The organism is Luteibacter yeojuensis (genome assembly GCF_000964085.1).
Classification (GTDB): domain Bacteria; phylum Pseudomonadota; class Gammaproteobacteria; order Xanthomonadales; family Rhodanobacteraceae; genus Luteibacter; species Luteibacter yeojuensis_A.
Window position 1 is genome coordinate 156,126 of sequence record NZ_JZRB01000025.1, and the last position, 22,062, is coordinate 178,187.

The following is a 22,062-nucleotide window of genomic DNA, read 5'->3' on the forward strand; positions in this document are numbered from 1 at the left end:
GGAGGTGGGGGATGGGAAGTGGGGGCGCACCTACGAGGTTTCGCCCCCACTTCCCACCTCCCACCCCCGCTCCTCGTCAGAACGTCCAGCGCACGCCAAGATTCACCGCATCGCTCTTCGTGTGCGAACCCCGATCCGCGCTGTAGTACACGTACGTGCTGGCCTTGGGCGTGATGTCGAAGCTGACGCCCAGCGCGCCCTGCCAGTGGTTGCGCATCGGCCGCGAGCCTTCCACCTGGAACGAATCCGTGGGCAGGCCGGCGAAGCTGTTGTTGACCGAGACGTTGTCGTCCTTGGTGTTGTGCATGTAGCGGACCATGGCGATGGGGTGCAACTTGGTGCCGTCCACGCCGAGATCCATGTCGCCGGAGAGGCGCACGCCCGCGCCGTACTGCATGCTGCTTGCGCTGGCCTTGCCCACCTTCAGGTCGGCGTCGCCGCCGTCCTTCTCCGTGAAGCTGTCGTACTTCACCTTGCTGTAATACGCGCCGACGAACGGCTCCAGGTGCAGGCCCTCGCCCACGTTGAAGCGGTAGCCGCCTTCCAGTGCCGCGTTGGTGGCCTTGCCGTCGTAGTCGCCGTTTACCTCGGGGTTGAGCGTGCCCACGGCGACGCGGCGGCGGCTCTCGGCGTCGTGCCAGCCGTACGAGGCCAGGCCTTCCACCCAGAACTGCTTGTCGTTGAAGTACAGGGCATGCACGCCGATGGCGGCTTCGTCGGTGTCGGTGTAGTCGCCGCGGCTGTGCACCTCGTTGCGCGCGTTCGCCAGGTTGATGTGCGCACCCAGGCGAAGGTCGGGCGTGACGTCGGTATCCACGCCCACGATGATGCCGTGGATGCGGTAATCGGCGCGGGCCACGTTGGCGCTGCTGGCCAGGTTGCTGCTGGAGGTGTACGGCACGGCCCACGCGGCCGTGCCGCGCTCGCCGGTGTCGCGCGCCAGGCGCAGGCGGTCGAACAGCGAATCCTGGTACTGGGCCTGGCCCGTGAGCTCGGCCTGTGCGGTGGAGGCGTACGTTTCGCCCGTGAGCGAGTCGAACGCACGCAGCGCTTCACCGCTGTGCAGCCCACGGATGGCGCCGAGCAGTTCGGGCAGCGGGTCGCCACCCGCGGCGGCCGCGTTCTGCAGCGCATTCGTCATGCCTTGCTGGTTCGGCGTCTGCCCCGGGAACTGGTTGATCGGCGTGCCTTCGCCGCCCGGGGTCACCGGGCCGCCGGTGCCCGCCTGGCTCACCCACAGGTACACATTGGCATTGTCCTGGGTGATGCCGACATCGAGGAACGGCAGGTCGCCCTTGTCTACCGTCGCGTAGGACCCGGTGATGCCGCCCGTCGAGCGGAGCACCACGAAGCGCGTGACGGGCTTGAACGTGCCCTTCGACGACGTGGTCACCAGCTTGCCACCCACCGTGGACGCGCCCGTGGACACGATGCTGTCGCTGGTGCCTTCGGGGGTGGTGCGGATCACCGTCGTCGAGCCCGAGCCCAGCGTGATGCCACCCGTGGTGAGCACCGTGCCGGCCGTGCCGGTGCCAGCCGCCGCGCCGCTCGCGCCCGGGACGCCACTGGGTGCGATGGTGCCGCCGCCCACGTTCACCGGCCCGGTGATGGTGCCGCCACCGACCACGCTGCCGCCGTTGCCGACGGTGACGGGGCCGCCGCCCAGCGTGCCGTTTACCACGAGGTTGCCCGGTACGGTGGTGCCACCGCTGAAGGTCACCGAGGTGCCCTGCCCGACCGACAGCGTGCCGCTGCCGGTGTCGAGGTTACCGATGTTGTTGAACACGCCGTTGGGCAGCGTGCCCTCGCCGTCGCCGGTGATGTTCAACGTGGTGCCCGGCGTGCCGTTCACCGTGCCGGTCACCCCCGGCAGGTTGCCGTAGGACACATTCACATCGCCGCCGGCCGTATTGAGGGTGCCGGCCACGGGGCCTGCGACGGTCACGTTGTTGTCGTTGCCATTGAGGTTGGTGGTGCCACCCGCGCCGATGGCCACGCCGCCGGTGTAGTTGTCGGTGGCGTTCAGGATGCGACCGTTCACGGTGAGGCCACCCGTGTAGTCACCGAGCGAACCGCCCAGGGTCAGCGTGCCCGTGCCTTCCTTGTCGATGCCGCCGCTGCCCGACACCGGGCCATCCAGGGTCAGGACGTTGTCGCCATCGACGGTGACGCCGTTGCTGCCGATGCCCACGGCGTTTGGCAGGGTCACGGTCGGCGCGCCGGCCGTCAGCGTGGCGCCATCGATGGCGAGGTCACCCGTGCCCAGCGCGTTGTCGTTGCCGACCACCACGCCGCCACCCGTTACCGTCGTGCCACCGGTATAGGTGTTGTTGCCGTTGATGGTGACGCGCGCCAGGTTGATCTTGAACAGGCGCCCGTTGCCGCCGATGGTGCCGCCCAGCGTCATGTCGTGGTTGCCCAGGGTGAGGCCCGCGTTGAGCGCGATGTTATTGGCGAGGCTGAGCGGCGCGGTGCCATCCAGCGTGGCGTCACCACCCACCGTCAGCGTGCCCGTGCCCAGCGCCGCATCGTTGCCGAGCAGCAGGCCGCCGCCGTTCACCGTGATGCCACCGCCGAAGGTATTGGGGCCACCGAGCGAGAGCACGCCGGCGCCATTCTTGACGATGCCACCCGCGCCGGTGATGGTGCTGTCGATGGTCGCGGCCGCATCGCTACCCAGCGTGAGCACATGGCCACCCAGCGAGACGGTGCTGCCCGCCACGCCGTTGAGCGTGCCGATGGCCTGGTCGGTGCCTGCGCCGATATCGAAGGTGCCGGTGCCGGCCAGGGTGACGTTGGCGTCCGGTGCAAGGCTGCCGCCCGCGCCGAGCGACAGCGTGCCCGCGTTGATCGTCGTGCCGCCCGTATACGTGTTCGCGCCGGTAAGGGTCAGCGTGGCGTTACCGTTCTTGGTGAGGCCACCCGCACCGGAAACCACGCCGGCAAGGCCAAGATCGCTGGTGCCCGCCACGGTTAGGCCCGCGCCCAGCGTGACGTTATTGGCGAGGGTCGTGGGTGTATCCGCATCGAGCGTGGCGGCACCGCCCACGGTGAGGTCGCCCGTACCCAGTGCCGCGTTGTTGCCGACCACGAGCGTGCCCTGGTTGAGCTGCACCCCGCCCGTGAACGTGTTCGCGCCGCGCAGCGCGAGTAGCGCCGCGCCATTCTTGATGAGCCGGCCACCCGCGCCGCTGATCGTGCTGTCGAGGCTGCTGTTGCCCGTGCCGTTGATGGTGAGGGCATTGCCGCCCAGCGCCACGCTGCTGCCCGCGACACCATTGAGCGACCCCACCTGCTGGTCGCCGCCACCCGCGATATCGAACGTGGTGCCCGCATTCACCAGTGTCACCGCGCCGGTCGGCGAAAGGCTGCCGCCCAGGCCGAGCGCGAGCGTGCCCTCGTCGATATAGGTGCCACCGGTGTAGGTATTGGTCCCGGTGAGCGTCTCGACGCCGGTGCCCACCTTGGTAAGGCTGCCGGTGCCGGCGATCGAGCCGCCGAACGTACCATCGGTGGGGCCGCCGACAACGAGCGCGTTGGCGCCGATGTTCACCGTGCCATCGCCGACCAGCGTGCCGAACTGCTGCGTGCCGTTACCGGCCGAGAGATCGAACGTGGCGCCCGATGCGAGGTTCACGATCCCGGTGGATGCCAGGCTCGCCCCGGCGCCAAGGGCCAGCGTGCCGGCATTGATGTACGTGCCGCCGGTGTACGTGTTGGTGCCGTTCAACGTCAGGATGGCCGCGCCATCCTTGCTGAGGCTGCCCGTGCCGCTGATATCGCCATTGAGGGTCAGGTCGTTGCTGCCCGCCACGGTAAGGCCGGCGTTGAGGACGACCGCGTTGGCGAGCGTCACCGCCGTGTTCGCGTCGAGCGTCGATGCGCCGCCCACGGTGAGCGTACCCGTGCCCAGTGCCGCGTCGTTGCCGACGACGAGCCCACCGTCGTTCAACGCCACGCCCCCGGTGAAGGTGTTAGCACCGTTGAGCGTCTGCGTGCCGGCACCGTTCTTGATGAGGCCGCCACTGCCCGTGATCACGCCATCGTAGGCGTTGTTGGTTGACCCGCCGAGCGCCAGCGAATTGCCACCCAGGGTGACGTTGGTGCCCGCCGAGCCCGCCAGCGAACCGACCGCCTGCGTGCCGCCCGCCGCCGAGATATCGAACGTGCCCGTACCGGCGAGGCTGAGCGGCCCCGTGGCCGACAGGCTGCCACCCGCGCCGATCGCCAGCGTGCCGGCATTGACCGTCGTGCCGCCCGTGTAGGTGTTTGCCCCGGTGAGCGTGACGGTGGACGCACCATCCTTCACCAGGCCACCCGCGCCGGAGAACGCGCCGCCAAAGGTGACGGCGTTGCTGCCCAGCAGGTCGAGGGTGGCGCCTGCGGCGAGGTCCACGTCGTTGCCGATGTTGAGCGCCGTGCTGGTATCGAGGGTGCCGCTTCCGCCGACACTCAACGCGCCGGTGCCCAGCGCGCCAGCGTCGCCGAGCACCAGGCCGCCGGCATTGAGGGTCACGCCGCCACTGAACGTGTTCGCGCCACCCAGCGCCTGGACGCCCGCGCCATTCTTCACGAGCGCACCGGTGCCCGAGATCAGGCCATCGAACGTGCCGTTGGCCACGCCACCCAGCGTGAGGGTGTTGGCACCCAGCGTCACGTCGCTGCCCGCCACGCCATTGAGGACGCCGATGGACTGGTCGCCGCCGGCGCTGATGTCGAATCCGGTGCCGGCGGATACCAGCGAGACGGCGCCGTTCGCGGCAAGGCTGCCACCCGCGCCGATCGCGAGGATGCCGGCATCGATGTACGTGCCGCCGGTATACGTGTTGGTGCCGGTGAGCGTCTCCGTGCCGGTGCCCACCTTCGTCAGGCTGCCCGTGCCACCGATGGAACCGCTGAACGTGCCGTCCGCGGGGCCGCCCACGACGATGTTGTTGCCGCCGATGTTGACGAGGCCGCTGCCTTCGAGCGTGCCGAACTGCTGCGTACCGTTGCCGGCCGACAGGTCGAACACGGCGCCGGAGGCGAGGTAGACGATGCCGTTCGCATACAGGCTGGCGTTGGCACCAAGCGCCAACGTGCCCGCGTTGATATACGTGCCGCCCGTGTAGCTGTTGGCACCGTTGAGCGTGAGCAGGCGGGCGCCGCCTTTCGTGAGTGAACCGGTGCCCGAGATGTTGCCATTGAGCGTCAGGTCGTTCGTGCCGGGCACGGAGAGGCCCGCATTCAGCACCACGTTGTTGCCGAGCGCCACGGGGCCGGTGCTGTCCAGCGTCGATGCCCCGGCGACGGTCAGCGTGCCGGTGCCGAGCGCGGCGTCGTTGCCAGCCACGAGGCCACCGGCGACGAGAGTCACGCCGCCGCTGAACGTGTTGGCGCCGCCGAGTGTTTCGATGCCGGCGCCGACCTTGACCAGGCCACCCGTGCCGCTCACGACACTGTCGAGCACCTCGTCGGCCGCGTTGCCAAACGTGAGCGTGTTCGCACCGAGATTGACGTTGGTGCCGCCCACGCCCGCAAGGGAACCGACCGTCTGGTTGGCACCGCTGGCCGAGATGTCGAACGTCGCGCCCGGGCTGGCGAGGTTGACGTCACCCGACGCCGCAAGGCTGCCACCGGCGCCCAGAGCCAGCGTGCCGCCCGCGATCGTCGTGCCACCGGTGTAGGTGTTCGCACCGGCCAGCACTTGCACGCCCGCGCCATTCTTCACGAGGCCACCGGTGCCGCCGATGGTGCCGCCATACGTGGCGTCGCCCACGCCACCGAGCGTGAGCGTGTTGCCGCCCAGCGAGACGGCGCTGCCAGCCACGCCACCCAGCGACCCGATGGCCTGCTGGCCGCCGCCGCTGATGTCGAACAGGGTGCCGGGCGCGGCCAGCGTGACGGCGCCCGTGGCGGCGAGGCTACCGCCCGCGCGCAGCGCGAGGGTGCCCGCGTTGATGGTCGTGCCGCCGGTAAACGTGCTGGTGCCCGTCAGCGTCTGCGTGCCGGTGCCCTCCTTGACCAGGCCACCGGTGCCATTGATCGTGCCGCCAAACGTGCCGTCGGCCACGCCGCCCATCGCGATGGTATTGCCACCGAGGGCCACCGTGCCGGTGCCGAGCAAGGTGCCTACGGCCTGCGTGCCGTTGCCGCCGGCGAGGTCGAGCGTGGCGCCCGACGCGAGGTTCACCGTGCCCGCCGTCGAAAGGCTGCCACCGCCGGCCAGGGCGAGCGTGCCCGCGTTGATGTTGGTGCCGCCGGTGTAAGTGTTCGTGCCCGTCAGCGTGAGCGTCGCCGCGCCGTCCTTGGTCAGGCTGCCCGCACCGGTCAACGCGCCGCCGAGCGTGAGGGCATTCGTGCCCAGCACGGTGAGGCCCGCGTTGAGCGCAACGTTATTGGCCAGCGTGACCGGGCCGTTGCTATCCAGCGTGGCGGCACCGCCGACCGTGAGGGTGCCCGTACCGAGGGCACTGTTGTTCCCGACCACGAGGCCGCCCGCGGTGAGCGTCGTGCCACCGCTGTACGAGCTGGCGCCGTCGAGCGTCTGTACGCCGGCACCCGCCTTGATGAGGCCACCCGTGCCCGTGATGGCACCGCTGAACGTATGCGCGGCGCCGTTGCCGAACACCAGCGTCTGGTTGCCCAGCGCGACGGTGCTGCCCGCCACGCCGCTGAGCGAGCCGATGACCTGGCCCGCGCCGCTTGCGCCGATATCGAAGGTCGCACCCGCGCCTGCGAGGTTGACATCGCCTGCGGCTGCGAGCCTGCCGCCCGCGCCGAGTGCCAGCGTGCCGGCGTTGATCGTCGTGCCGCCGGTGTAGGTGTTCGCACCCGTGAGCGTCAGCGTGGCCGCCCCGTCCTTCACCAGCGCGCCGCCGCCACTCAGCACGCCAGCGAGCGCCAGGCTGTTGCTTCCCACCACATCGAGTGTCGTGCCCGCGCCGAGCGTGACGGCATTGCCCAGCGTCACGGCCGAATTCGCATCCAGCGTGCCGCTGCCGGCGACGGTGAGCGCGCCCGTGCCGAGCGCGCTGTTGTTGCCCACGAGCAAACCGCCCGCGTTGAGCGTGACGCCACCGCTGAACGTGTTGGCCCCGCCGAGTGCCTGCACGGCCGCACCGTTCTTCACCAGGCCGCCCGTGCCGGTGATGATGCCGTCGTACGCGCCGTTGGCCACGCCCCCGAGGGTGAGCGTGTTAGCGCCGAGCGTCACCGTGCTGCCCGCCACGCCATTGAGCACGCCGATCGCCTGGTTGCCGCCGGCGCTGATGTCGAAGCCGGTGCCAGGTGCCGCGAGGGTCACGGCGCCCGTCGGCGCAAGGCTGCCGCCTGCGCCGATGGCGAGCGTGCCCGCGTTGATCAGCGTGCCGCCGGTATACGTGTTCGTGCCTGTCAGCGTCTCGGTGCCGCTGCCCTGCTTGACGAGGCCGCCGGTACCACCGATCGAGCCACTGAACACACCATTGGTGGGGCCGCCCAGCGTGATCGTGTTCTGGCCCAGGTTGATGGTGCCATTGCCGAGCAGCGTGCCGATCTGCTGCGTACCGTTGCCAGCGGAGAGATCCAGCGTCGCGCCCGTGGAGAGGTTCACGATACCCGTGGATGCGAGGCTGGCGCCCGCGCCGAGCGCGAGCGTGCCGGCGTTGATGTTCGTACCGCCCGTGTAGCTATTGGCGCCGTTGAGCGTAAGGACGGCGGCGCCATTCTTCGTGAGGCCGCCGGTGCCGGTCAGTTGGCCATTGAGCGTCAGCGCGTGGGTGCCGAGCACCGTCACGCCTGCGTTGAGCGCGATGTTGTTGGCCAGCGCGATCGGCCCGCTGCTGTCGAGCGTGGTCGCGCCATTGACGGTGAGCGTGCCCGTGCCCAGCGCGTTGTTGTTGCCCACCAGGAGGCCACCGGCACCAACCGTCAGCCCACCGGCGAACGTGCTTGCGCCGCCAAGGGTCAACACACCCGCCCCGTTCTTCTGTAGGCCACCGGCACCGGTGATGGTGCTGTTCAACGTGGCATCGGCGCCATTGCCGAAGGCAAGGTTGTTCGCGCCGAGGTTGATCGTGCTGCCCGCGACGCCGGTGAGGCCCGCGACCGTCTGCGCGGCGCCCGCGTTGCTGATGTCGAAGATGCCGCCAGCGCCGGCAAGCGCCACGTTGCCCGTGGCGGCGAGCTTCGCGCCGGCGCCCAGCGCCAACGTGCCCGCGTTGATCGTCGTCCCGCCGGTATAGCCGTTCACGCCGCCGAGCGTCAGCGTGCTGGCACCGTCCTTGGTGAGGCTGCCTGCGCCATTCACCGCGCCACCCAGCGTGAGCGCGTTGCTGCCCAGGACGTCGAGGTTCGCGCCGGCTGCGACGCTCACCGTGTTGCCCACGGTAACGGGGGCGCTCGAATCCAGCGTGGCGTTGCCGCCGACGTTGAGGGCACCCGTGCCCAATGCACCGCCGCTGCCGAGGACAAGGCCACCCGCGTTGAGGTTCACGCCGCCGGTGAATACGTTCGCGCCGCCCAGCGTGAGCACGGCGGCACCGTTCTTCGTGAGGGTACCCGTACCGGTGAGGACGCCGTTGAGCGCGAGGCTGTTGCTGCCGGCAACCGTCAGCGCGGCACCCGCGCCCAGGTTCACGTTGTTGGCCGCGATGACGGCCGCGGAGGTGTCGAGCGACACCGCGCCGCCGATATTCAACGCACCCGTGCCGAGCGCGCTGCCATTGCCCAGCACCAGTGTCCCGCCCGTAGCGTTGACACCGCCGGTAAAGGTGTTCGCGCCATTCAAGGTCAGTACCGACGTGCCGCCCTTCGTCAGCGCACCCGTACCGGCGATGACGCCACCAAGGGTGACGTTCTGCGCACCGGGCAAGGCCAGGATCGCGCCCGCGCCGAGGTTCACGGCGTTGGCAAGGTTCAGTGCAGCGCTCGCGCCCAGCGTCGCCGCGCCGCCGACGTTCAGCGCACCCGTGCCAAGGGCATTGTTGTTGCCGAGCTGCAGCGTGCCGGCATTGAGGTTCACGCCACCGGAGAAGCTGTTCGCACCCGCCAGCGTGAGTGTGCTGGCGCCGTTCTTGGTGAGGCTACCCGTGCCAGCGACTACGCCGCCCAGGGTCAGGTTGTTCGAGCCCGGCAGGGTGAGCGCCGCGCCGAGGTTTACGTTGTTCAGCAGGGTATAGGCCGCGTTGGCATCCAGCGTCCCCGCACCGCTCACGGTCAACGTGCCGGTGCCGAGCGCCGCCGGATTGCCCACGACGATGCCGCCCGCGGCGAGATTGAGGCCGCCACTGAAGGTGTTGGCGCCGCCAAGCGTCTGCACGCCCGACCCCACCTTCACCAGGCCGCCCGTACCGGTGATGATGCCATCGAACGTCTGGTTGCTCGCATCACCGAAGGTCAGCGTATTCGCGCCGAGGCTGACGCCCGTGCCGAGCACGCCGCTGAGGGCGCCAATCGTCTGGTTGCCCGCACCCGAGATATCGAAGATGGACGTGCCCAACAGGTTCACCGCGCCCGTGGCGGCGAGGCTCGCGCCCGCACCGAGCTTCACCGTGCCCGCGTTCGCCGTGAGGCCGCCGGTGAACGTGTTGGCGCCGTTGAGGGTGAGCGTGGTCGTGCCGTTCTTGACGACACCGCCCGCACCCGAAACCGGCCCATTGAGAGTCATGGCCTGCGTACCAGGCAGGTTGAGCGTGCTACCCGAGCCGAGGGCGACCGCATTGCCGACCGTGCGTGCCCCCGTGCCATCGAGCGACACGCTGGCATTGGTACCGACCGCCAGCGTGCCGGTGCCGAGGGCGTTATCGCTGCCCAGCAGCAGGCCGCCGCCGGTGATCGTCGTTCCCCCTGCGTAGCTGTTGTTGCCGCCCAGCGTCAGTACCGAGGGGCCGTTCTTCGCGAGGGCGCCGGCCCCCGAGATCGTGCCGGCCAGCCCGAGCGCCTGGGCGCCGGGCAGCGTAAGCGTCGAGCCCGCGCCCAGGGTCACGGCATTGGCAAGCGAAAGGCCTGGCGCGGTCGCATCGAGCGACGTGGACGCGCCCACCGACAGCGTGCCGGTGCCCAGCGCCGCGTTGTTACCGACGAGCAGGCCGCCGCCATTCAGCGCGACACCGCCCGAGAAGGTGTTCGCCCCCGACAGCGTCTGCGTGCCCGCGCCTACCTTCACCAGGCCGCCCGTGCCATTGATGGTGCCGGCATACGCCGTGCTGGTGCCCAGCCCACCCAGCGTGAGCGTGGTGCTGCCGAGTGAAAGCACGCCGCCCGTGCCGGCGAGCGAGCCGATGGTCTGGTTCGGCGCCGCCGAGAGATCGATGGTGGTGCCCGCCGCCAGCGAAAGCGCGGTCGTGGGCGAGAACGACCCCGACGCACCCAGCGCGATCCCGCCGCCCGCCACGCTGACATTGCCGGTGAGCGAATTGGCGCCGTTGATGACGAGGTTACCCGCACCGCTCTTGGTGAGGTTGCCCGCGCCGCTCAAGGTGCCGTTGAGCGTCACCGCCTGGCTCCCGAGCAGGTTCAGCGTACCGCCCGCGTTGATGACCAGGTTGTTCGCCAGCGCGTAGTTCGCCGCGGAGGTATCGAGCGTGGCGGTGCCGCCGACGGTGAGCGTGCCGGTGCCCAGGCCCTTCGCGTTGCTGAGCAGGATGCCGCCAGCGTTGAGGTTGACCCCACCCGTGAAGAGGTTCGTGCCACCCAGCGTGACCACCCCGCTGCTCGACACATTGAGCCCGCCCGCGCCGGACAGCACGCCACCGAGCGTGAGCGCCGAGGTGCCGCCGATGCCCAGGCGACCATTCAGCGTGATGGCGTTGCCGAGCGAGAGGCCGCCCACCGTCGGTGCGATGGTGCCACCGTTCACGGTCAACGCGCCCGCGCCGAAGGCGGCGCCATTGTCGAAATTCACCAGGCCATCGACGAGCGTGGTATCGAGGCCGGCCACGGGGCCGCTCAACGTCCATGTGCCGCTGTTGACGCGCAGGTGCTCGAACGCCTGGTACTGGCTGCTGGCGATGGTGCCAGACGCGCCACTGGTGCCCGAGCCCGGACCCGTCGGCGTGTTCTGCAGTATCAGCGTGTCGTTCCCGGAGGTGCCACCGTAAACGACGCCGGGGCCAGAAAGATTCACGCCGATGCTGGCGAGCCCGAGGTTGGCTTGCACGCCGTTGGAGGCCACGCTGGAACCCGAGACGGCCGTGAACGTGTTGCCAGCGACGCTGTTGCCAAGGTTCACGCTACCCTGAACGGTGCCACTGTTGAGGAACGTGTTGCCGCCAGTGGTGGCCGCTGCGAAACCTACCCGGCCCGTGATGCTGCCGTGGTTCACGAAGTTGGTTTGCGCGCCGCCATACGACACGATGCCGACCGCGTCCGCGGCCGTGACAGCCCCGCTGCCCAGCAGCGACATCTCGATGTTTCCGTCGTTCGTGATGTTCGTCGTGCTGCCAGCGACATTCTGCACGCCGATCGACTGGCCGCCCAACAGCAACAGCGAGCCGACGTTGAACACGCCGCGGATGGTGCCGCCCACCTGGTTGTTGAGGGTTACGGCGTTGGTGCCCGAATTCACGGCCGAAACGGCGCCAGTGATCAAGGTGATGCCACCGCCGATCGACGGGTCGATGACGCCCGCATTGTTGAGCGTCAAGCCATTGCCGGTGAAGTTCAACGACGACGTGGTGGCAATGACCGGCGATGTCAGGACACCGCTGCCCGTGACATTCACGGTCACGTTGTTGCCCGTGATCGTGGGCTGGCCGTAGATGGTGGTGCCGCAGGTATAGGTCGTGCCGACGACGGAGCACGCCTGCGCGGATGCCAGCGAAGGCAACAAGGGCGCGGTGAACAACGCAGCCATGGCGAGGTAGATGCCCTTCCGGCGCGGAAGGCGGGTGGTGCTGACGGCGCGCGCATTCATCGTTGTTCCCCTGCCATGTCCATGGTGGTTTGGGGGGCAGAGTAGGCAGCGGCGCCACGGTGCGACTGCACGAATGAGGCAATGGCATAAGCGGAAAAGGCACGTTTTGTTTCCGCGTTCGTCACGCGGCACATACGTTGCTAAACCGCCGGCTTCCGCGAACACATAATCTTGGCGCCTGCCGCGATACCCCTAGGCGCTAATAGATAAGGAGGGCGGGCGATGCGGCGAGGCCGGAAAATACTGGCGTGGGTGGTAGGCATCATCGTCGTGCTGATCGTCGCGGTGATCCTCTTCGTAGCCTTTTTCGACTGGAACCGGTTGAAGCCCACCATCAACGAGAAGGTATCCGAAGCGATCGGCCGCCCCTTTGCCATCCAGGGCGACATCACGGCGCACTGGGCGCGCGAACCCGGCCAGGGTGGGCTGGTGGCCTTGATCCCCTGGCCGCACTTCACCGCCCGCGATATCAACGTCACCAACCCGAGCTGGGCAAAGAACAACCGTTTTGCCCACCTTGATACGGTCGACTTCCGCATCGCGCCCTTCCCCCTGATAGCCCACCGCATCGTCATCCCCGAGATCCGCCTCGGCCAGCCCACCATCGCGCTGGAGCGGCAGAAGAACGGGACCAACACGTGGACCTTTAAACTGCCCGAGAGCAGCGGGCCGTCGGAATGGCAGCTCGAGCTCAACGCCATCGCGTTCGACAAGGGCCACGTGGACTTCGACGACGCCCAGATGCAGATCAAGATGGGCATCGACGTGACGCCACTCGGTAAGGGCATCCCGTTCGACGAAATCATGGCGCAGCAGGAAAAGGATTCGCGCGCGCAGGCCAACAAGACCACTGGCGCCAGCAGCAAGCAGATGGCGAAGAGCGACGCCGACGAGAAGGACCGCCAGGACGACACCAAGCGCAAGCAGGTTTACCTGTTCGCGTGGGACGCCAAGGGCACGTACAAGAAATCGACCGTGGCCGCCAAGGCCAAGACCGGTGGCGTGCTCGCGCTACGCGACGCCAACCGCCCCTTCCCTGTCCAGGCCGATGCACGCTTTGGTGACACGCACATCGCGTTCGTGGGCACGCTTACCGACCCGATCAACCTGGGTGCGCTCGATATCCGCCTGTGGTTTTCGGGCACCAGCATGTCGCACCTCTACGACCTCACCGGCGTGACGCTGCCCGATACCCCGCCGTTCGCGACGGAAGGCCACCTCAAGGCCAACCTCAAGAAGAACGCCAGCACGTTCACGTACGAGAACTTCAGCGGCAAGGTGGGCAGCAGCGACCTGGGTGGCACGCTTACCTTCGATACCGGCGGCAAGCGGCCCAGCCTTACCGGCAACCTCAAGTCGAACCAGCTGCTCTTCAGCGACCTCGCACCACTGATCGGTGGCGGCTCCGATGCCGAGAAAGCCGAACGCGGCGACGTGAAAAAACAGCCCGGCGACAAGGTGCTGCCGGTGGAGCCGTTCAAGACCGATCGCTGGAACGCCATGGACGCCGACGTGCGCTTCGTGGGCGCGAAGATCGTCCATGGCGAGCGGCTGCCCATCAGCAACGTCGAGACGCACCTCATCATGAAGGATGCCGTGCTGACGCTTGATCCGCTGAAGTTCGGCGTGGCCGGCGGCACGGTGGGCAGCAACATCCGCCTGGATGGCGCCAGCGAACCGCTCAAGGGCCGCCTGAACCTCGGTGCGCGCCACCTGAAGCTCAAGGAACTGTTCCCCACCTTCGCGCCGATGCAGACCAGCTTCGGCGAAATGAACGGCGATGCGTCGTTCACGGCCACCGGCAATTCGCCCGCCGCCCTGCTTGGCTCATCCAACGGCGAACTGAAACTGCTGATCAACGACGGCGCGGTGAGTTCGTCGCTGCTCGAGCTGGCCGGCCTCAACGTGGGCAGCTACGTGGTCAACCGGTTCTTCGGCGATGACGTGGTGCACATCAACTGCATGGCGGCCGACATGGTGGCCACCAATGGCGTCATGGAGTCACGCATCTTCGCCCTCGATACCGAGAAGGCCCTCATCAACGTCAATGGCGACATCAACTTCAAGGACGAGAAGCTCAATCTTGATATCGTGCCGCACACCAAGGGCTTCCGCGTGTTCTCGCTGCGCTCGCCCCTCTACGTGCACGGTACGTTCGCCAACCCGTCGCCGGGCGTGCATGCCGGCCCGCTTATCCTGCGTGGCGGCGGCGCCGTGGCGCTGTTCTTCGCCGCACCCGTGGCCGCGCTGGCTCCCCTGATGGTGCCCGAGAGCGGCAAGGCCAACGCCGTGACCTGCCAGCCGCTGCTGGACGACATCAAGAGCAACCCGCCCAAGGCCCCACCCCCGGGCAAGACCAACACCAAGTGAGGCTTGTGTAGGAGCGCGCTCGCGCGCGATGCCCTGTACGCTACGTGCAGGCCCATCGCGCGCGAGCGCGCTCCCACTCAAGACTCATGACGCCCACCCGCAAAGCCCTCTTCCAGATCCACTTCTGCGTCCTGCTCTGGGGCTTTACCGCCATCCTCGGGAAGCTGATCACGCTGGCCGCCTTGCCGCTGGTGTGGTGGCGCATGCTGCTGGTGTCGGCGGCGCTGCTGTGCGTGCCGCGCGTGTGGCGCGGGCTCAGGGCCACGCCGCCGCGCCTGCTTGCCATCTTCGCCGGCATCGGCGTGGTGGTGGCCCTGCATTGGCTCACGTTCTATGGCGCCATCAAGCTCGCCAACGCATCCGTGGCCGCCACCTGCATCGCCATGTGCCCGGCGTTCCTCGCCGTGGTGGAGCCCTGGATCGCGAAGCGGCCGTTCGAGCCGCGCGAGCTACTGCTCGGCGCCGCGGTGGTACCGGGCGTGGCGCTGGTGGCGGGCGGAGTGCCCGGCGACATGCGGCTGGGGCTGGCCGTGGGCGTGCTCTCGGCGCTGTTCGTCGCGTTCTTCGGGGCACTCAACAAGCGCTACATCGCGCACGCGGATTCGCTGACGGTCACCTGCGTGGAGCTGGGCGCGGGCACAGTGTTCCTCACCCTGGCCGCGCCGCTGCTGCCCGGCCCGGCGTTTACCCTGCCCGATGGCCACGATGCGGCCCTCGTCATCGTGCTGGCCTTTGGCTGCACGCTGCTGCCGTTCGCCCTGGCGCTATCGGCCCTGCGCCACCTCACCGCGTTCGCGACGCAGATGGTGACGAACCTGGAACCGGTCTACGCCATCGTGCTCGCCATCCCCTTGCTGGGGGAGCAGCGCGAGCTGGGCTGGGCATTCTATGCCGGGGTGGCCGTCATCCTGGCGGCGGTGTTCGCGCATCCGTGGTTGCATCGGGGGGAGCGGGCGGAGGCTTCCGACATCGTGGCGCCTTGACGCCCAGGTAGGAGCCCACACCCGTGGGCGACAGTTCTTCGCGAACAGCTGTCGCCCACGGGTGTGGGCTCCTACGTGGCGCGGGGCTTTCAGGCCCTGCCGCGGGCCTTGACCGTGCGGGCGCGGCGCGCGCGGACGGCGGCCGAACGGCCGGAACCTTTTTTACGGGGTGACGAACGCTTGGCCTGCGGGCGCGGGCGGGAAGTCATGGCGGGTTGCTCCGGGGACGAGTGTGCCGGGGAGGCCCACTGTGGGGCCTCCCCGGTGAAAAACCCGCTAAGGGGTCGTCAGATCAGTTTGATCTCGCGCAGGCGTTCCTGCAGGTACTCGTGCGCGGTGATCGGCGTGTCGTAACGCTTCGGATTATCCGGGGTGATACATGACGGGAGTACGTCCAGGACCACGTCGGGGTTCGGGTGCAGGAAGAACGGCACCGAGTAGCGCGGCTGGCGGGCCGCGTCGCCTTGCGGGTTGGTCACCCGGTGGGTGGTCGACGGGTACACGTGGTTGGTGAGGCGCTGGAGCATGTCGCCGATATTCACCACGATGGCATCGCCCTCGCTGGTGATCGGCAGCCACCCGCCGTCGCTGTACACCTCGAGCCCGGCCGTGCTGGCGCCCACCAGCAGGGTGATGAAGTTGATGTCCTCGTGGGCGCCCGCGCGGACATTGGGCACGTCGACCTGGGTGATCGGCGGGTAATGGATGGGGCGCAGGATGGAGTTGCCCACGTCCACCTTGTCGTCGAAGAAGGTCTCCGGCAGGTTGATGTGCAGGGCCAGGGCGCGCAGGACGCGCACACCGAGGTTATCCAGCGCCTGGTACAGGCCATAGCCCGCCGCGTGGAACGACGGCACCTCGGCCGGCCACACGTTGGGCGGCATCACGTCGGCGAACTTCGAGTCGCGCGGGATCTCCCGGCCCACGTGCCAGAACTCCTTCAGGTCGGCGAACTTCGAATCCTTGGCCGTTTCCACCTTGAACGGCGTATAGCCGCGGGCGCCGCCGCCACCGGGGATGTGGTACTTGCGCTTCACGTCGTCCGGCAGGGCGAAGAAGGCCTTGAAGGCGTCGTAGGCGCCATCGATGGCTTCCTTGGGAATGCCGTGGCCGCTGATGCAGCAGAAGCCGAATTCGCGGTACGCGGCGCCGAGCTCGGCGACAAACGCGTCACGGTCGGTCTCATAGCGGCGGATATCGAGGGTGGGGACCTTCTTCATCTGGGTAACCTGCATTTCGGGCATGAAAAAGCCGGCGCGGGGTGACCGCGCCGGCCGGAGGCGTGATTTGGGCTCAGGCGACGGCCTGGGCTGCGGATTTTACGGCCTCAGCCAGGTGTCCCGCCAGCCGGTCCACCTCGGCGGCGTCCGCCGCCTCGATGGTGACGCGCACCAGCGGTTCGGTGCCGGAGGCACGCAGCACCACGCGCCCCCGCCCTTCGAGGGCGGCTTCCACCTCGGCCAGGGCCTGCTTCACGGTCACGCTGGCCAGGGCCGCCTTGGCACCCTCCACGCGGACGTTCAGCATGGTCTGCGGCAGCTTCACCAGGCCGGCGCGCGCCTGGGCGAAGGTTTCACCCGTCTGGGCCAGCACCTCGAGCAGGGCCAGGGCGGCGACGATGCCATCGCCCGTGGTGAAGCGGTCCAGGCAAAGCACGTGGCCAGAGGTCTCGCCGCCCAGGACGCCGCCGTGTTCCTTCAGCTGCTGCAGCACGTAACGATCGCCCACGTTGGCGCGGACGAAGGGGATCTCCAGCTGCTTCAACGCGCGCTGCAGGCCGTAATTGCTCATCAGCGTGCCAACCACCGGCCCCGGCAGCGCCGCCTTCTTTTTCCAGTGGCGGGCGATGACGTAGAGCATGTCGTCGCCGTCGGTGACCGTGCCGTCCTTGTCGACGATGCGGACGCGGTCGCCGTCGCCGTCGAAGGCAATGCCCAGGTCGGCGCCCTTCTCCACCACGGTGCGCGCCAACGCCTCGGGGGAGGTAGACCCGACCTCGCGGTTGATGTTCAGGCCATCGGGCTCGGCGCCGATGGTGGTGACCTCCGCGCCGAGGTCGGTGAATACCTTGGGGGCCACCTGGTAGGTGGCGCCGTGGGCGCAATCCAGGACGATGCGCATGCCGGCCAGCGAGAATTCGTCGGCCACCGTGCTCTTGCAGAACTCGGCATAGCGGGTGACGGCGTCGTCCACGCGCTTGGCCTTGCCCAGCGCCTCGGAGGGCACCGTGGCGAAATCGGCCTCGAGCTCGGCCTCGATCTCGGCTTCCAGGGCGTCATCCAGTTTCTCGCCCTGGCCGGAGAAGAACTTGATGCCGTTGTCCTGGTGCGGGTTGTGCGAGGCGCTGATGACGATGCCGGCATCGGCCCGGAGCGAGCGCGTGAGGTAGGCCACGCCCGGCGTGGGCATGGGGCCGAGCATGCGCACGTCGGCACCGGACGCCACGAGGCCGGCTTCCAGCGCGGCTTCGAACATGTAGCCGGAAACGCGGGTGTCCTTGCCGATGACGACCATGACCTTGCGGTGGGGGTCGCGGCGTTCGCTGCCGGTACCGGCCGGGCGCTTATCGGCGGCGCGGCGGCGCGCGAGCACGGCACCGGCGGCGCGGCCGAGGCGGAGGATGAAGTCGGCGCTGATGGGGTAGCTGCCGACCTGGCCACGGATGCCGTCGGTACCGAAGTATTTACGTTCGCTCATGGCTCTAAATCCTTCCAGGGACGGCGAATGATACGCCGACCCGACGAGGCCCGTGACCCCTCGCGGTTGGCCTGTCCGGAGGTGGTAGCCACTTGCCCTGTGGGGGGCAGCTGTCCTGTGGGAGCCAGCTCTCTTGTGGGAGCCAGCTTTCTTGTGGGAGCCAGCTCTCTTGTGGGAGCCAGCTTGCTGGCGATGCTTTTCTCACCGGTCCACTCGCTTCAGCGAATGAACCGATCAAAGAGCATCGCGCACAAGTGCGCTCCTACAGGGCACGCGGCTCCCGTTAGATAGCTATTCGTCGTCCGGCCAGCGGGGCATGGTGGGCTTGTCGACGCGGGGGGCCGTGTCGCCCTCCTTCACCGCCTGCCACACCTTCAAGGCATCTACCGTGGGCGCCACGTCATGCACGCGGACGATCGCCGCGCCACGCTGCACCGCGACGAGCGCGGCAGCCACCGAGCCCGCGGCACGGGCCGCCGGCTCGGCGTGGCCCGTCAGCTGGCCGATCATGCTCTTGCGCGACAGCCCGATGAACACCCCTGCCCCCAGCTCCGCGAAACGCGCCGTGGCACGCAACAAGGCGAGGTTGTGCTCGAGGTTCTTGCCGAAACCAAAGCCCGGGTCGACCAGCACCCGCTTGCGGTCGATGCCCGCCAGCTCGCAGGCGAACAGGCGGTCGGTGAGGAAGCGGTGCACTTCGCCCACCACGTCGTCGTAGCTCGGGCTCTCTTGCATGCCGCGCGGCTCGCCCTGCATGTGCATGAGGCACACGGGCACGCGCAGCTCGGCGGCGGCGTCCAGGGCGCCTTCGCGACGCAGCGCGAACACGTCGTTGATGAGGCCCGCGCCCGCGCCAACGGCGGCGCGCATCACCTCGGGCTTGGAGGTGTCGATGGAAATGGGCAGCGTCGTGGCGGCGGCGAGACGTTCGATGAGGGGCACGACGCGGCGGATTTCCTCCGCGGCGGGCACATCGTCGGCGCCGGGACGCGTGCTTTCGCCGCCGATGTCGAGCAGGTCGGCGCCCTCTTCCGCCAGCCGCATGGCATGCGCGTAGGCCGCCTCGAGCGACGCGTGCTGGCCGCCGTCGGAGAACGAATCGGGCGTGGCGTTGACGATGCCCGCGACGCGCGGGCGGTCGAGCACCAGCGCGCGGCCGTTGCAATCGAGGGTGGTGGCGAAAAGATTGGCGACCATGGGCTCAGCCGGGCTGGGTGCCGCCGATGGCACCCATGAAGCGGCGGTAATAGCGCAGCTCGTCGATGGAGTCGCGGATATCCGATAGCGCCGTATGCGCCGACTCCTTGGCGAAGCCCCTGGCGATCTCGGGCGACCAGCGACGGGAGAGCTCCTTCAGGGTGCTGACGTCGAGGTTGCGATAGTGGAAGAAGCGCTCCAGCGCCGGCATCTCGCGATGCAGGAAACGGCGGTCCTGGCAGATGGAGTTGCCGCACATGGGCGACTTGCCGGCCGGCACCCACCGCTGCAGGAAGGCGATGGTGGCCTTCTCGGCTTCATCGGGGGGCGTATCGGATTCCACCGCGCGCGCCCACAGGCCCGAGCGGCCATGCTGGTTGCGGTTCCAGGCATCCATCTGCTGCAGCCGGGCGTCGGTGTGGCTGATGGCGAAGACCGGCCCCTCGGCGAGCACGTTCAGATCCTTGTCTGTCACGATCGTCGCGATCTCCAGGATGGAGTCGTTATCCGTGTCCAGCCCGGTCATCTCGAGGTCGATCCAGATGAGGTTGTCTTCGTGCGCTTGCGTCATGGGGTCTCCTTTGTACCGGCCAGTCTACATGCGATGATGGCGCGATGGCCGAACCGACCTTCTTCTGGCACGACTACGAAACTTTCGGCGCCGACCCACGACGGGACCGCCCCAGCCAGTTCGCCGGCATCCGCACCGATGCCAGCCTGGCGATCGTGGGCGAACCGGTCATGGTCTACTGCAAGCCGCCCCGCGACATGCCCCCGCAGCCCGCGGCCTGCCTCATCACTGGCATCGCGCCACAGCACGCCGAGCGCGAAGGCCTCTCCGAGGCCGATTTTGCCGCCGTCGTGCACGAGCAACTGGCCCTGCCCGGCACCTGCGGCGTGGGCTACAACTCGCTGCGCTTCGACGACGAGTTCACCCGCCACCTGTTGTACCGCAACTTCTACGAGCCCTACGCCCGGGAGTGGGAGCACGGCAATTCCCGCTGGGACCTGATCGACCTGGTGCGCCTGTGCCAGGCCCTGCGCCCCGAGGGCATCACCTGGCCCACCCGCGAGGACGGCACGCCCAGCTTCAAGCTGGAGCACCTGGCCACGGCCAACCACCTGAAGCAGGACCGTGCCCACGACGCCCTCAGCGACGTGGAGGCCCTCATCGGCCTGGCCCGCCTCATCCGCACGCACCAGCCGAAGCTGTGGGACTGGTACTTCGCCCTGCGCCGCAAGCAGCGCGTGTTCGAACTGCTCGACGTGGCCGCCATGACGCCGGTGGTGCATGTCTCTTCGCGCTACCCGGCCAGCCGGCAGTGCCTCACCGTCATCGCCCCGCTGGCCGCCCACCCGTCGCGCGCCGGCGAGGTCATCGTCTACGACCTCACCGCCGACCCGACCGACCTGCTCAGCCTCGCGGCGGAGGACATCGCCGACCGCGTGTTCGTGGCCCGCGCCGACCTGCCCGAGGGCGTGGAGCGCATCGCCTTGCGCACCGTGCGGGCAAACCACGCGCCCGCCCTCGCGCCGCTCTCGGTGCTGAAGGGCGTGGACCACGCGCGGCTAGGGCTCGACATGGCCGTGGTCGAGGCCAACCTCGCGCGGCTGAAAAGCGCCCCCGGGCTCGCCGAGACCCTGCGCCAGGTCTACGGCCACGCGGCCGACCTGCCGCCGGCGGGCGACCCGGAGCTGGCCTTGTACGGTGGCTTCCTGCCCGATGCCGACCGCCGCCTGCTGGCCGAGGTGCGCGGCACGCCGCCGGCGCAGCTGGGCAGTGGGCGTTTCACCTTCCGCGACCCGCGCTATGCCGAGCTGCTGTTCCGCTACCGCGCACGCAACTGGCCCGACACGCTCACCGTGGACGAGTACGCGCGCTGGGAGGCCTTCCGTGTCGATCGCCTCACCCGCCACGGCCCGCTCACCACCCTGACGCTGGCCGATTACACCACCGAACTCGCCACCCTGCGCCTGCTGCCGGGCGCCCCCATCCCCTTGCTCGACGAGCTCGAGGCCTGGGGCGAAACCCTCCTCTAGAGCCCACCATGCCGCACACCGCTTATTTCACGCCCGCCACGTTCAAGTTCTTCAAGGCGCTGGGCCGCCACAACAGCCGCGAATGGTTCCACGAGCACAAGGACGACTACGAGCGCCACGTGCGCGAGCCGTTCACCCAATTCATCACCGACATGCAGTCGCCGCTGGCGAAGATCAGCCCGCAGTACCGCGCCGACCCGCGCAAGGTCGGTGGCTCGTTGTACCGCATCCACCGCGATACGCGCTTCGCCAACGACAAGCAGCCCTACAAGACCTGGCAAGGTTCGCGCTTCTTCCACGCGCGCCGCCATGAGATCCAGGCGCCTGGCTTTTACCTGCACATACAGCCCGGCGAGTGCTTCGTCGGCGGCGGCATGTGGCACCCCGAGCCGCCGGTGCTAAAAAGCCTGCGCGAGTTCCTCTCCGACAACCCCGATGCGTGGAAGCGCGCGACACACGGCAAGGCGTTCCAGGAGCGTTACACGTGGTGGGGCGAGAGCCTCACCCGGCCACCACGTGGCTACGATGCGAACCACGAGCTGATCGAGGACCTGAAGCGGAAGAACTTCGCGGCGGGGCAGGATTTTGACGAGGCCATGGCGTGCTCGGCCGAACTGTTGCCGTTCGTCGTGGATAATTTCAAGCGCCTGGCACCGATGGTGGACTACCTCTGCGCAGCACAGGAACTCGAATTCTAAAGCGCCCCCACTGCCTTTGTAGGAGCGCACTTGTGCGCGATGCTCTTTGATCGGTTCATCCGCTGAAGCGAATGCATGGCTTCAGCGGCTCGCGCCGCCTATGGCGCGTGGGGTTGAGGCGAAGAGTCCTTGGTGCCCACCCTCGAGGCGAGTTCCGCACAAGAGAGCGGCCGTAGGCCCGTAGGAGCGCACACCCGTGCGC

9 protein-coding genes are annotated in these 22,062 nt (G+C 68.5%); 4 read left to right on the top strand and 5 right to left on the bottom strand.

Going from position 1 to position 22,062, the window contains the following annotated elements; all coding sequences use genetic code 11:
• Positions 1-76: 76 nt before the first annotated feature.
• Positions 77-11,875 (bottom strand): autotransporter-associated beta strand repeat-containing protein, encoded by an 11,799-nt coding sequence (locus tag VI08_RS12565; protein ID WP_052697891.1) that lies wholly within the window; start codon positions 11,873-11,875, stop codon positions 77-79.
• 222 nt (positions 11,876-12,097) lie between these two features.
• Between VI08_RS12565 and VI08_RS12570 the strand changes: the two genes are divergently transcribed.
• Both VI08_RS12570 and VI08_RS12575 read left to right on the top strand, forming a co-directional pair.
• A complete protein-coding gene (locus VI08_RS12570; RefSeq protein WP_045829918.1) occupies positions 12,098-14,245 on the top strand; it encodes an AsmA family protein in 2,148 nt (715 codons plus the stop codon).
• Between the two features lie 86 nt (positions 14,246-14,331).
• Complete coding sequence (locus VI08_RS12575; RefSeq protein WP_045829919.1) at positions 14,332-15,228, top strand: DMT family transporter; 897 nt, start codon at positions 14,332-14,334, stop codon at positions 15,226-15,228.
• Between the two features lie 287 nt (positions 15,229-15,515).
• On the opposite strand, the gene VI08_RS12580 is transcribed toward VI08_RS12575, so the two are convergent.
• From VI08_RS12580 to orn, 4 genes are all read right to left on the bottom strand, one after another.
• Positions 15,516-16,448, bottom strand: a complete 933-nt coding sequence (locus tag VI08_RS12580) for an isopenicillin N synthase family dioxygenase (protein WP_045829920.1) — start codon at positions 16,446-16,448, stop codon at positions 15,516-15,518.
• Positions 16,449-16,521: 73 nt separating this feature from the next.
• Complete coding sequence (gene glmM / locus VI08_RS12585; protein WP_045829921.1) at positions 16,522-17,925, bottom strand: phosphoglucosamine mutase; 1,404 nt, start codon at positions 17,923-17,925, stop codon at positions 16,522-16,524.
• A gap of 291 nt (positions 17,926-18,216) precedes the next feature.
• Positions 18,217-19,122 (bottom strand): dihydropteroate synthase, encoded by a 906-nt coding sequence (gene folP / locus VI08_RS12590; protein WP_045829922.1) that lies wholly within the window; start codon positions 19,120-19,122, stop codon positions 18,217-18,219.
• A gap of 4 nt (positions 19,123-19,126) precedes the next feature.
• The gene (gene orn / locus VI08_RS12595) at positions 19,127-19,693 is read right to left on the bottom strand and encodes an oligoribonuclease (RefSeq protein WP_045829923.1); all 567 of its coding nucleotides are present in this window, start codon (positions 19,691-19,693) and stop codon (positions 19,127-19,129) included.
• 44 nt (positions 19,694-19,737) lie between these two features.
• Between orn and sbcB the strand changes: the two genes are divergently transcribed.
• Complete coding sequence (sbcB, locus tag VI08_RS12600) at positions 19,738-21,162, top strand: exodeoxyribonuclease I (protein ID WP_045829924.1); 1,425 nt, start codon at positions 19,738-19,740, stop codon at positions 21,160-21,162.
• Positions 21,163-21,170: 8 nt separating this feature from the next.
• Entirely contained in the window at positions 21,171-21,860 is a 690-nt protein-coding gene (locus VI08_RS12605) for a DUF2461 domain-containing protein (RefSeq protein WP_045829925.1), read from the top strand.
• Positions 21,861-22,062 lie beyond the last annotated feature (202 nt).